This is a genomic window from Paenibacillus caseinilyticus, from assembly GCF_027533645.1.
Taxonomy (GTDB): Bacteria; Bacillota; Bacilli; order Paenibacillales; family NBRC-103111; genus Paenibacillus_G; species Paenibacillus_G caseinilyticus.
In genome coordinates, this window is the sequence record NZ_JAQAGY010000006.1 from 213518 (window position 1) to 226775 (window position 13258).

A 13258-nucleotide genomic window follows, 5' to 3' on the forward strand; every position below is an offset into this window, starting at 1 on the left:
CCGCCAGCGGACGTTCTTAGAAGCCGAAATAGGCTTTGGCGTTGTTGTACGAGATGTTCTGTACCATCGTGCCGAGCAGCTCCATGTCGTCCGGCGCTTCGCCGTTCTCCACCCACTCGCCGATCAGGTTGCAGATGATGCGGCGGAAGTATTCGTGGCGCGTATACGAGAGGAAGCTGCGCGAGTCGGTCAGCATGCCGACGAACCGGCTCAGCAGGCCGAGGTTCGCCAGCGCCTTCATCTGGTCGAGCATGCCGTCCTTCGTATCGTTGAACCACCAGGCCGAGCCGAACTGGATCTTGCCCGGAACCCCGCCGCCCTGGAAGCTTCCGATGATCGTGCCGAGCACGTAATTATCCTTCGGATTCAGCGAATACAGAATCGTCTTCGGCAGAGCATCCTCGGCATCCAGCGCGTCGAGCAGCCGGACAAGCGGCTGAGCAATGTCGCTGTCGTTGATGGAGTCGAAGCCGGTGTCCGGACCGAGCTTGCCCATCAGGCGGGCATTGTTGTTGCGGTGGGCGTTGATGTGCAGCTGCATGGCCCAGCCGAGCTCGGCATACAGCTTGCCGAGGAACACCATGGTATAGGTCTTGTATTTCTTCTCTTCTTCGAGCGATACGCCTTCCCCGCTCAGCGCCTTCGCGAAGATGCCGGCGGCTTCTTCCTTCGTCGTCTCGGCATACGCCACGTAATCCAGCGCATGGTCGGAGACCTTGCCTCCGACGGAGTGGAAGAACCGGACGCGGGACTCCAGCGCCGAGAGAAGGCCATCATAGTCCCTTACCGGCTGGCCGGCGACTTCCGCCAGCTTCTGTACCCACGGCAGGAATGTAGGGCGGTTGATCTCCAGACTCTTGTCCGGACGGAACGAAGGCAGCACCTGCACATCGAAATCCGGAAGCTCCTTGATTTTCACATGATATTCGAGCGAATCGGTCGGATCGTCTGTTGTACAGATTACGCGCACGTTCGATTTCTTGATGAGGTCCCGGGCACCGAAGCCTTCGCCGGTGAGCTGGCTGTTCAGCTTCTCCCACAGCTCGGGAGCGCTCTTCTCATTAATGAGGTCGGAGACGCCGAAAAAGCGCTGCAGCTCCAGGTGCGACCAGTGGTAGAGCGGGTTGCCGATCGTATGCGGCACGGTCTTCGCCCAAGCCAGGAAGCGGTCGTAATCCGTCGTGCCTTCGCCGCCGGTCACCAGATTCTCTTCGGCGCCGTTCGAGCGCATCGCTCTCCATTTATAATGATCGCCGTACAGCCAGGCGTCCGTAATGTTCTTGAACGTCTTGTTCTCGTAGATCTCCTGCGGGCTGAGATGGCAGTGGTAATCGATGATCGGCATCTCTTTGGCATAATCGTGATACAGACGGACAGCGGTTTCATTCGACAGTAGGAAGTTCTCATCCAGAAACTTTTTCATATGATTTCCACCCATTCCTCGGTTAATGTTCACGTGAACAACATATCTCTATGTTAACCGGAACCCGCGAGAATTGCTACACCATTTTTGTGGTTTTGGCTGTGAACCTCTCCTTTCTTGCGCTGGCCGCTGGCCCAAGCAGCATGGCCGCCCATACGGGGCGTACGCCAAACAGCCGTACAGTCGTTTGGCCGTACGGCTCTCTTCTAGTGGGCATGAGCTGCGGCGGTCCCCATCGCAATATATACCGCCATCAAGCCGAACAGCAGCACGACGAAATTCACTAGAACGAACAGGCAGCGCAGCACTGGCGAACGGTGGAACTGGAAGGGCGATTTGAATACCCCCTGCCCTTCGATCAGGAACATGATCAAGAGCGTATGGACGATCGTGTGGCCCACAATCTCGCGGAAGCCGAACACGGTGGTCGTCGTAATGAATACGAGGGTGACGAGGATCGAGATGAACCGGTTCAGGATGCCAACGATGAAGGTCCAAGCCAGCCCCAGCTCGATGAATGCGCTGATGAGCACGAAGTCCTCGAGGCTGAAGCCGAAGGTCGGAATACCGTACTCTTCCATAATCCCGTAAGCGAGCTGGGGGAGCGTCATCTTCTCGAGACCCACCCAAGCGAGCGACAGCCCTGTGAACAAGTATAGTACCGGGGTCGCCGTGGGCCGCCACCGGTGGTTCTCCGCCACAAGGAGGTAGTATATAATGCCGACGTAGAACATGTAATCGAGCGCGTGGAACAGCCCGTAATCGGCCAGCGCGTGCACGTAGAGGACGGCCAGCGCCGCGCCGCTCACCGCCAGCCCTTGGCGGTACAGCAGGCCGGCGAAGGCGGCGACGAGCAGCGCGGTGACCCAGATGCCGTCCGCCGCCAACTCGGGGGCCAGGTAGGTTCCGGTGACGAGCTGCAGCAGCAGGCCCGCCCCAAGACCGATCCGCAGAATCAGCGTCTCATAGGGCCTCCAGCGGTCGAGAACGGCATGAATGCGCCGGATGAAGGGCACCCGCTCCAGCGGTTCGTTGAAGACCGCCGATAGCAGCAGACCCGCCAGGGTCACGCCCAGCCAAAAGAGAAACGAAGGTGTAATTACCTCAGCCATCCCCGCGGGCATTTCTTTGCCGTGGGGAACGAACCACTTGACGTGCATATACGATCCGAGATGGAAAGCGAAGTTCAACAGGGCAGCAGCCTCCCCAGGAGAGTCAAAGGATACGTATAGCATATCCCTTTTGCCCCAAAAGATTGTACGGACGGATGGCGCCCCGGCAGCCCGGGCGGCCCCAAAAGGCCAAAAGATAGCCTGCCGGCAGGAGAGCTTCAGGCCTCCCCGCAGCATAGGCCGCTGGTTAGGCGGCTGCACATCGCTCCTCCCTTACGCCAGGCTAGACCCCTCCCTCTTCCTGCCGGAAGAGGCCCGCCACATACCGGGCCAGCCGCACGCTGATCTCCGAACGCACCACATCGCGCGTCATGGCCAGCCGGTCCTCGTATCCGCGGCAGACGTAACGGTAGTGGATCGCGCTGTCCACCGCCTCGTCGTCGTACACCTTGATGCTGCGCTCGCGCAGCGACTTCTTCACGAGTACGAGATCCATGTGAATCTGCCGCATCAGGGCATGCAGCGCCGTTACGTACAGCTTCTTCATGGATACGGTGGACAGCTCCATCTGGATCCGGTTCTTCTCCACGATCGTCAGCATCATGGGCAGCAGCGTATAGTCGCGGATGAGCTCCAGCTCCTCCTTCGTCGGCATCTGCGCCCGTACGGCCGGCGCCTCTCCTGACTGGATGCGCTGCCGCTCGATGAGCTGGGCCCGGTGCTCCGGCAGCATCATGCGCGAAGATTCCCAGCGGCCGTTGCCCTGCAGCTTCTTGCTCATTTGTAATGCCCCCCAATCTTGGCACTGCGTTCGTGTGCCTGGGCGGACTGGAGCCCGGAGGAAGCGCGCAGGATCGCCGTGCGTCCGAACCGGTCGTTGATGGCATCGGTCACCCGCTCCAGGCGGCGGGTCTTCTCCTTATTGTCGAAGAGCGTGAGCTGATACTCCTTGTCGCTGCACAGCCCGGCCAGCGTCACACCGATCCGCCGCACCGGCTGGCCGTCCCAGTGGAGATGGAACAGGCTCCGCGCCGAGTCGTAGATTTCCTTGGTGATATTCGTCGGGTCCGGCAGCGTGGTCTGCCGGTAGAATCCCGTTCCCCGCTCATAATCCGCCCCTCGGGCTCCCGCCGATACGACCCGGCCCATATAGCCCTTGGCCCGGCAGCGCCGCCCTACCTCCTCGCTGAGCTCCAGCAGGATGACGTCGATGTCCTCCTTGCGCCCGTAATCCCGCGGCAGGGTCATCTGGTGCCCCAGCGCCTGCTGGTCGTCGAAGAAGGTGCGCGGCCGCACAGGGCTCGGATCGATGCCCCTTGCCGTCTGCCAATACAGCTCGGCCTGGATATCGCTGTTCCTCCCCATACGCACCCGCATCCGCCGCTTGAGCTCCGCCAGCGGGAGCTTCGCGATATCGCCGATCGTGTGGATGTTCATGCGTGCGAAGTGCGCCGTCATCCGCGAGCCGACGCCGTACATTTTCTGTACCGGCTGCTCCCACAGCAGCTCGAGCCCGTCTTCGTCCAGCCGGAAGATCCCGCTATCGTTCTTCTTCGCCCAGATATCGGTAGCCATCTTCGCGAGTATCTTGTTCGGTCCGATCCCCACCCGGACCCACACGCCCGTCGTGACCTCAATCTTGTTCTGGATCTGACGGGCGATCTCCTCGGCCGAGCCGAAATAGGACAGCGAACCGGTCACATCGAGGAACTGCTCGTCGATAGAGAAGGGCTCGACAAGATCCGTGAACGATTCGAATATTTCGGTAATCTGTATGGAAACATCAATATAGGTCTGCATTCGCGGCCGGAGGACGACGAGCTCCGGACACTTGCCCAGCGCTTCCCCCAGCCGCTCGGCGGTCGTTACCCCGTACTTCTTCGCGAGCGGACAGGCCGCGAGAATGATGCCGGACCGCCGGGCCGGATCGCCCGCCACGACGACGGGCCGGTCCTTGTACTGGGGATTAGCGGTTTTCTCCACGGAGGCATAGAATGACTGACAATCTGCAAGCAGGATGACACGCTGCATGGAACAACCCCTCCAAACGGGAATATACGTTCGTATGTATTGTATACAGGATACCGAACAAATATTCGCATTTCAACAGGAAATAATTTGAAAATGGGCTGGCGCCGCCGGGAATCACAAATTACAATTCTCTAATCGGCAAATCGCAAGGGCACAGCAAAGCCCCCTGCTCCAAAAGGAACAAGGGGCTCATATGAGATACGTGATAGATATTACATCCGTAAAGGGCTGCAGGCGCTTCTCTTGCCGCCGGCTCGAAAGCTGGCGGGCCGTCCGTTCGTCCCGTCGCATTCGCCGCCCTTCTGCCTCCTCGGCCGTCGCCGAATGAATGGCCGTCAAAAGCCCGGCTGCACCTTCACCTGCTCGTGGATCTTCACCGCTTCCGCATTGCCCGTGCCGTTATTGCCGGCAACCACGGTGTCCTCGCAGCCGGCGGCAAGCTGTATGCCCGCCTTCGTGCAAGCCATGAGCATATTGCCTGTTACGAGATTATAGCGGCAGAGCGCCCCGTCGCCGGAGGCGGAAGGCTCCAGCAGGATGCCGACCTCCGCCCGGCGCACCACATTGCCGGTGACGACCGTGCCGTCGGCATTGGACAGTATGAGGCCGCGCGGCACCGAGTCAATCCGGTTGCCGGAGAGAATCGTGCCCGACAAGCGGCTGTCGAGCGACTTGCCGTCCCCTTCGAGCACAATGCCGGCCTCCGATGCCTTGGCGATATCGTTGCCGGTCACCGTGTTGTCCATACAGTAGCCGCGGAGCACAATGCCCTGCGTGCACGAACTCTGGTCCTTCGTGAGCCCGGCCGCCGTGACCGTATTGTCCGCTATCCGGTTGTGCGAGCAGGCTTTGCTCGAGGAGGACAGCACGATGAATGCATCCCGGCTCTCCTCCAGCAGATTGCCCTCCACCGTGCTGGACGAACAGCCCGCATACAGATACACGGCCGGCTTCTGCAGCGTACGGAACCGGTTCGCGCTGATCGTGAGGTGGGCGCCGCCCTCGGCTGCAATCCCATACCCTTCATAGAAGCTGGAGGAGGCCAGAATATCATGAAAGAAACAGCCGCGGACCGTCACATGCCGGCTGCCCGCCAGCCATATGCCATTCGCAATTGCAGAGAACGCACAGTTCTCGATCAGCACTTCTTCGCAGTCTGCCAGGTGAATGGCCTTCTCCGCCGCTTCGAACGTCTTCGCCTCCGCCAGCGTGCCGATGCCCTCGAAGCCGATGCCTTGGACCCCCATGCGTTTGCCGCCAGTCGAACTCAGCAGCGGAAGCGCATATCTGATGCCCTTGAGCACGGAAGACCCAGGCCCGTCGCCGACGAGGCGGATATTCGAACCCAGGGGTATCGGCCCCGACAACATATACCTGCCCGGAGGCACGTACACCACGCCGCCTCCCGCCCGGTTCGCCGCCTCTATCACCGAACGGAACGCCTGCAGATCATCCTGGTAGCCATTCCCCTGCGCTCCGTAGGTCTTAACATTCAGCCAGACGGGCGTCTGGCTCCCGGCCGCAGCCGGCACAGCGGCCGCCTCCAGCCGCGGCGTACCCGCGATCATCCACCCGGCCGCAGCCGTACTCATTACCGTGAGCAGCTTGCGACGGGACATCGCCCCTTTTTGATGATTCGAATCGGACATCTTTAGTCCCCCCTGGATCCAGCCCCGGCAGCAGGGCTGTCTTATATGGTTGTGGTTCGTCGTCGTCTTCTTGAAGTCGTGATCCTATTCTCTTCTAGTATTCTATCATAGAGACGCCGCCCAAGCATACGGATGGAGGGGACTTGCATGAATTTACCTCCGGCCCAGCAGACGGGGGTACTGCTTATGGGCATCCTGCACAACGCCCATGTGAGCGCAGGCCGTATAGCGGGGCTTCAGCTGCTCCACGATCTCTCCGCTGCACAGCGAAAGCTCCATATCCGCCGTGAAGACCCCAAGCGGACGCTGCAGCCGGCCGAAGTAGCGTGTGAACAGGTCCCCGGCCAGCAGGATATCGTCCTCTTCGTGGTAGAACACCGTATGTCCGGGACTGTGGCCCGGAGTATAGTAAGGCCGCAAGCTCCCGCAGCTCCTCTCCACATCCAAAGCTTCCAGCCTCTTCTCCGGCACCGGCGGAGCATACCGCGACCAGACGCCCTCCCGCAGGGAGCGATAGGAACGCTCTCCGGTCAGGAAGGGAATCTCCTCCCCATGAACGAGAATCGGAACCTCCGGATAGGCCTCCATGAGGGGAGGGAGGATGCCGATGTGATCCTGATGCCCGTGCGTCAGCAGCACGCGCCGCAGCGGGACGCCCGCGAAGCTGCCTTGGAGAGCCTGCCGCACACCGTCCCACATCGGGAGAACGCCTCCATCCACCAGCGTAAGGCCGTCTTCGTCCTTCACAAACCAGATCATCACCGGGACCGGAAGCCATACCGATCCGGCCCATACCCGCGGTGTTAGCTGCTGCAGTCTCATCTTCTCCCACTCCTTCATTCCGTCATGGCCGCAAGTGTTCTCTCTACCGCATCCTCGAGCAGCCCGGGGGGCGGACCGCTCTTGAGCAGAACGGAGAAGCCGGCCAGCGCCATCGTAAGAAAGCGGGCGTTCGCCCGTACCTTCGGGTCCGCATGGAGCTGATCCGGCGCCGCAGCTGCTGCCAAGGCTCCCGCGAACAAGTCTGTCAGGCGCTCCTGAAAGCGCCGCGCGTCCTCCGCCAGCTCCGAATCCCGGCCCGCCAGCTCCGCCATCGTATTGACGAACAGACAACCGCGGCGCGCCTTCGGATCCCTTCCCATCTCCACCACATGCCGCAATACGGCACGGATTCCGTCCACCCCCGGACCGCCCTCCGTTATCAGAAGCCGGAGCCCGTCGTAATACGTTTCCTCATACAGGGCCAGACACCGCAGGAACAGCTGCCTCTTCCCCCCGAACACGGCATACAGACTGGGACGGTTAATCCCCATCCGCTCGGTGAGGTGGGTCAAGGACGCCGCCTCGTACCCCAGATCCCAGAACACATCCAGGGCCGCTGCCAGCGCCTCTTCTTCGTTAAATTCCCTTGGCCGCGCCATCTTGCTGTCCCTCCTCCATTATGTACCGATCAGTATATAATTAAGCATACCGCATTCCCGCGCTCCCTGCAAGCCGGAGTATCCGTCTGTCCTCTCTGGGAGCACACCTGCTTCCGCTCCGTGCCGGACCAGTGAACAAGAGCGCCCCGCCTTGCCACGCTATGCCCACTGTTCACGACAAGCACACCAGACCATGCACACCGTACACCCGATGCACGGACCATGCACATCACGCACGCCATTCACACCACGCACATCACATGCACACCCATACACCATTCACACCATGCACACCATCCCATGAACGCACCATGCCATAGAAAAAAGCATGCTCCGCGTCAGCGGAACATACTCCACAATTTGATCAGATGAAAGGTGTTGCTCGGATCAATCTTCTGGCTCAGCACGAAATTCACGAGATGCTCCGTCTGCTGGTCGGTTACCCGCTCCCCGAGCGTCTTGGTCAGCAGGCCCACGAACCGGCGCACCTTCGTCCGGTCCTGAAGATCGTACTTGGTGACGCCCTGCAGAATCATCTTGACCCGTTCCTTCGTGTCCGGGTTCTTCATCTTCAGCTTGATCCGCTCCACTTGGGCCGGATCGAAGCCATGCTTCGTATAGCTCATGCCGTGCACCTCCGTTTGATGTGCTTCCTGTGCGCTGACTTTCATCCCACAGTAAGTTTATGACGGAGGGCCCGGCCATGTTTACAACAAGCGTATAAATTAGTCCAACATCTCGCTGCTGAGAATCTGCTCCCGCTGCAGGAACTCCCTCAGCGGGCCGTACTCGGCGCCGGTCCAGAACTCCGGACGCTTCACCAGCTCCGCCGCATCATCGCGGGCCTGTTCCATCACTTCGAAGTCCGTCACCATGTCGGCGAGCCGGAAATCCGGCACCCCGCTCTGCTTCGTCCCGAAAAAGTCCCCAGGCCCCCGCAGCTCAAGGTCACGCCTGGCGATCTCAAAGCCGTCGTTCGTGTCGGTCATCGCCTTCATCCGCTCCTTGCCGACTTCGTTCTTCGGATCGGCGATGAGCACGCAGTACGACTGGTGCTCCCCCCGCCCGACGCGCCCGCGGAGCTGATGAAGCTGCGATAGGCCGAAGCGGTCCGCGTCATAGACGACCATCAGCGTCGAGTTAGGCACATCCACGCCGACCTCGATGACCGTGGTCGAGACGAGCACCTGCACCCGGCCTTCGCTGAACTCCCGCATAATCTCATCCTTCTCGCCCGGTGTCATCCGCCCGTGCAGCAGGCCGACCTTGTAGTCCGGGAACTCGAACTGCAGCTGGGCGTGCACGTCAATCGCGTTCTGCACGTCGAGCTTCTCCGACTCTTCGATGAGCGGGCAGATCACATAAGCCTGCCGGCCGGCGGCCACCTCGCGCCGGATGAAGCCGAGCACGCGCTCCAGCATCCCATGCGTCACCGAATACGTCTTGATGGGCTTGCGGCCCTTCGGCAGCTCGCGCAGCGTCGAGACGTCCATGTCGCCGAAGGCCGTAATCGCCAGCGTCCGCGGAATCGGCGTCGCCGTCATCGTCAGCACGTCGGGGTTCATCCCCTTGCGGCGCAGAATGCTGCGCTGGTTGACCCCGAAGCGGTGCTGCTCATCGGTCACGACCAGCCCGAGCCGCCGGAAGAACACGTCCTCCTGGATGAGAGCATGGGTGCCGACGATAACGTCGATCATGCCCATCTGCAGCGAAGCGAGCACCTCCCGGCGCTGGCGGTCGGTCAGGCTGCCCGTCAGCAGGGCGGTCTGGATGCCGTACGGCTCGAAGAGCCGGTCGAGGGAGCGCTTGTGCTGCTCGGCCAGGATCTCGGTCGGCACCATGAGAGCTCCCTGGTAGCCGGCCTTCACGACGGCGAACAGCGCGGAGGCTGCGACGACCGTCTTCCCGGCGCCGACATCGCCCTGCAGCAGCCGGTTCATGCAGTGCGGATGCTGCAGATCCTGCAGAATCTCTGCGAGCACGTTCTTCTGCGAGTCGGTCAGCGTGAACGGCAGCGAGCGCACGAAGGCCCGCACGGCGGGCAGATCGACCGGATGCGCCACCCCGTCGGCCCGCTCGTGGTTCAGCGCCCGGTACGCCTGCATCTTCAGCTGGAAGAGGAACAGCTCCTCGTACACCATGCGGCGCCTCGCCCGCTGGCCCTGCTCCATGCTTCCCGGCAGATGCAGCAGGTGGACAGCCTGCTTTCTCGGCAGCAGAGCGTACTTCTGCAGGAGGTCTTGCGGCAGCACCTCGGGAATCAGCTCGCCGTACTGCACCATCGCCTGCTTCATCGTCTGGCGGAACCACTTCTGCGTGAGAGCGGCCGTCAGCGAGTATACCGGCTGAAGCGTTCCGATCTGGGAGGTCCCCTGTCCCGGGAACTCCACTTCCGTGACGGTCAGCTGCAGCCGCTTCTGATCCCATTTGCCGGTGAGCACCACCTCGGCGCCCGCGGTCAGTTTGTCCCTCAGATAGTGCCGGTTGAACCAGACCGCCGTTACGAACAAAGGGTCGACCACCACTTTGCAGGTCAGCCTGGATTTGGTCCTCCCGTACATCTGCACCAGAGGTACGCCAACGATGGTGCCCTGTACGGTAATCTTGTCCCCATCCTTGACCTGCGTCAAATCGCGAAGCGTGTAATCCTCGTAGCGGAAAGGATAATAATCGAGAAGCTGCCCGACACTCGAAATACCGAGTCCGAGCAGCTCTTCGGGCTTCTTGCCTTTGACGCCGGCCACTTTCGTCACCGGAAGGGAGTATAGATCAAGCATACGGCCCTACCGCGGAAAGACGAACGCCGCTACGGTTCCTGGTCCTACATGGGTGCCGATGACCGGACCGATCGGTCCGTACTGCACTTCAGTCACATCAAAATGCTGCGAGATCAGCGCCTGAAGGTCGGCTGCCGTCTCTTGGTTGGTCGTGTAGCCCGGAATCAGCCGGAAAGGCCGGTCGCCAAAATCTTGGCGGATGAGCTCCACGATGCGCCCCATCGCCTTCTTCTGTCCCCGCACTTTGTCGAGGGAATACACCTCGCCGCCGGGATTCAGCGACAGAATGGGCTTGATGTTGAGCAGCGAGCCCACCAGCGCCGCAGCCCGGCCAATCCTTCCGCCCTTCTGCAGGTACTCCAGCGTATCGACGAGGAAGTAGATCTTCGTCTCCTCCTGCAGCTTGCGGACGATCTCCAGAATCTCTTCCTTGCTCTTGCCTTCACGCGCTGCCTCTGCAGCCGAGATGACCATCATGCCGATGCCCCAGGAAGCCGACCTGCTGTCAATGACAGTGATATCCGCCCCGCTCTCGACCATAGTGCCGGCGAGCACGGCAGATTGGTAAGTACCGCTGAGCACCGAAGCGAGATGGATCGAGATGATCGGCCCGTCCCCTTCCTGCGCCAGACGCTCATAGACTTCCAGAAACTCGGCCGGCGAAGGCTGGGAAGTCGTCGGCAGGCTGCTTGCCCCCTCCAGCTTGCCGTAGAACTGCTCGGGGCCGAGATCGACGCCGTCGGCGAACGCCTCGGAGCCGAAGAGCACCTTGAGCGGCACCATCTCGATGCCGAGCTCCCTGCGGATATCGGCGGGAAGATCCGCCGTACTGTCCGTTACAATCCGAACTCTGCCCAAAAAAGCCTCCCCCTCTTCATCAACAATCATAAGACCGGCATCCAAATGCCGGTTTCAAACCCAAAGCCCCTCCGGGCCGGCTGCACGGCAGCCGGTCATCCGGAGGGGGCTCTTTGTCCTGCTCTATCCTATTCAGCCGAAATGATGTAATAGTACAGCGGCTGGCCGCCGGTATGCACTTCCACTTCCACATCGGCATACGTTTGCTGCACATAGTCCACGAGCTCCGCCGTCTGGCTCTCTACGGCATCCTCGCCGCTGTAAAGCGTGAGAATCTCGGCTCCGCCGCCGAGCAGGCTGTCAATCAGCCTGCGGCAGGACTCCAGCATGTCAGGCTCCGCTGATACAATGCGGGAGTTATGGATGCCGATATAGTCGCCCTGCTTGATGTCTATCCCATCCATCTGCGTATCCCGGACGGCATACGTCACTTGACCGGCTTGCACGCCCTGCAGTGCTTGGCCCATATCCTCCGCATTCTCTTCCGCCGCCGCTTCTTCATTGAAGGCGAGCACGGCAGCAATGCCCTGCGGAATCGATTTGCTCGGAATCACGATAAGCTGCTTATCCTCAACGAGCTCCACCGCCTGCTGGGCGGCAAGGATGATGTTGGAATTGTTCGGCAGTACATAGATCGTACGGGCCTCCACCTCGGCTACCGCCTTCACGATATCTTCGGTGCTCGGGTTCATGGTCTGTCCGCCATGAAGCACACGGTCGACGCCCAGGCTTCGGAAGATGCCGGAGATGCCTTCGCCGACAGACACCGCCACGAAGCCGTACTTCTTCCATTCGGCTTCGCTGCGCGTATCGGCAGCCCCCTGCCCCTGCGCTTCGGCGATCTGCCGCTCCGCCTTCCGCTCCTCCGCCGCCATATGGCCGGCTTCCCCGCTGAGGATATGGGTATGCTGGTCCCGCATGTTCTCGATCTTGATCCGGCTGAGATCGCCGTATTTCTGCGCCAGGTTCATGACGGTGCCCGGGTACTCGGCATGAATATGCACCTTGACGAGATCTTCGTCGGCCACGACAAGCAGCGAATCGCCGAAGGCGGACAGCTCTTCCCGGAACACGCCCTCTTCGAACTCGCGGCTGGCCGCCTTGCCGGCGTTCAGCGTGACCATGAATTCGGTACAGTAACCGAATTCGATGTCTTCCGTCGCCAGCTTCGACTGGGCGCTGGTGAAGTCATGAGCGTTCGCATAAACGCCGCCCGCCGTACGTCCCGCAGCGAAACCGAACGGCTCCGCCGCCTCGTCGAGCGGCTGGACCGCGCCGAAGGCCGCATACGGCATATCGGCCGGCTCTTCAATGATACCGGGCTCATCGGATTCCAGGGCCGCGAGGAAGCCTTCGTAGATCAGGACCAGGCCCTGCCCGCCGGAGTCGACCACGCCGACCTGTTTCAGTACAGGCAGCATGTCCGGTGTGCGGTCGAGTGCGTCCTGGGCTTTGTTCAGGATGTCAGCCATCACAGCGGCCACGCTCGGCTGGCGTTTGGCCGACAGCAGTCCCTGTTTCCCGGCCTCCTTCGCTACGGTAAGGATCGTGCCTTCCACCGGCTTGACCACGGCCTTATAAGCCATATCCACGCCGTTCTGGAACGCTGCAGCCACCTGCTGGCTGCTGGCCGCAGGCAGATCGGACACCGCCTTGGAGAAGCCGCGGAAGAGCTGCGACAGGATCACGCCCGAGTTGCCGCGGGCCCCCATGAGCAGCCCCTTCGCGAGGGCTTCGGCCGCCTTGCCGAGATGGTCCGAAGGCCGGCGCCGAAGCTCCTCCACCCCGGAGGTCAGCGTCAGGTTCATATTCGTCCCCGTATCGCCGTCCGGCACCGGGAACACGTTCAGTGCGTTCACGCGGTCGACGTTCGTCCGGAGCCGGTAAGCCCCCGCCTCTACCATCCGTATAAAGTCTTGCCCGTTCATTTCGTTTAAGCGCTTACTCAAAAAAACCATTCCCCTTCCTGCGATTACCCTGCCCGGCG

11 protein-coding genes are annotated in these 13258 nt (G+C 61.1%); all 11 read right to left on the reverse strand.

Features of this window, described 5'->3' with window-relative positions:
• Positions 1-16 precede the first annotated feature (16 nt).
• A complete protein-coding gene (gene uxaC / locus O9H32_RS11885) occupies positions 17-1423 on the reverse strand; it encodes a glucuronate isomerase (RefSeq protein WP_269866310.1) in 1407 nt (468 codons plus the stop codon).
• Between the two features lie 206 nt (positions 1424-1629).
• Complete coding sequence (locus O9H32_RS11890) at positions 1630-2535, reverse strand: hypothetical protein (RefSeq protein ID WP_269866398.1); 906 nt, start codon at positions 2533-2535, stop codon at positions 1630-1632.
• A 283-nt stretch (positions 2536-2818) separates the two neighbouring features.
• Positions 2819-3316: a hypothetical protein gene (locus O9H32_RS11895; protein WP_269866311.1), complete on the reverse strand. Its 498-nt coding sequence runs from the start codon at positions 3314-3316 to the stop codon at positions 2819-2821.
• The gene (locus O9H32_RS11900) at positions 3313-4566 is read right to left on the reverse strand and encodes a DNA polymerase IV (RefSeq protein ID WP_269866312.1); all 1254 of its coding nucleotides are present in this window, start codon (positions 4564-4566) and stop codon (positions 3313-3315) included. Before O9H32_RS11900 ends, O9H32_RS11895 begins: the two co-directional genes overlap by 4 nt.
• Positions 4567-4901: 335 nt before the next feature.
• Positions 4902-6215: a right-handed parallel beta-helix repeat-containing protein gene (locus O9H32_RS11905; protein ID WP_269866313.1), complete on the reverse strand. Its 1314-nt coding sequence runs from the start codon at positions 6213-6215 to the stop codon at positions 4902-4904.
• 153 nt (positions 6216-6368) lie between these two features.
• On the reverse strand, positions 6369-7037 hold the full coding sequence (locus tag O9H32_RS11910) for an MBL fold metallo-hydrolase (protein ID WP_269866314.1): 669 nt from the start codon (positions 7035-7037) through the stop codon (positions 6369-6371).
• 14 nt (positions 7038-7051) lie between these two features.
• A complete protein-coding gene (locus O9H32_RS11915; RefSeq protein ID WP_269866315.1) occupies positions 7052-7636 on the reverse strand; it encodes a TetR/AcrR family transcriptional regulator in 585 nt (194 codons plus the stop codon).
• A gap of 338 nt (positions 7637-7974) precedes the next feature.
• Positions 7975-8262, reverse strand: coding sequence for a stage VI sporulation protein F (locus O9H32_RS11920; RefSeq protein WP_269866316.1), 288 nt, complete (start codon positions 8260-8262; stop codon positions 7975-7977).
• 99 nt (positions 8263-8361) lie between these two features.
• Positions 8362-10413, reverse strand: a complete 2052-nt coding sequence (gene recG, locus O9H32_RS11925; RefSeq protein WP_269866317.1) for an ATP-dependent DNA helicase RecG — start codon at positions 10411-10413, stop codon at positions 8362-8364.
• A gap of 6 nt (positions 10414-10419) precedes the next feature.
• On the reverse strand, positions 10420-11271 hold the full coding sequence (locus O9H32_RS11930) for a DegV family protein (RefSeq protein ID WP_269866318.1): 852 nt from the start codon (positions 11269-11271) through the stop codon (positions 10420-10422).
• Positions 11272-11399: 128 nt separating this feature from the next.
• Complete coding sequence (locus O9H32_RS11935; protein ID WP_269866319.1) at positions 11400-13229, reverse strand: DAK2 domain-containing protein; 1830 nt, start codon at positions 13227-13229, stop codon at positions 11400-11402.
• Positions 13230-13258 lie beyond the last annotated feature (29 nt).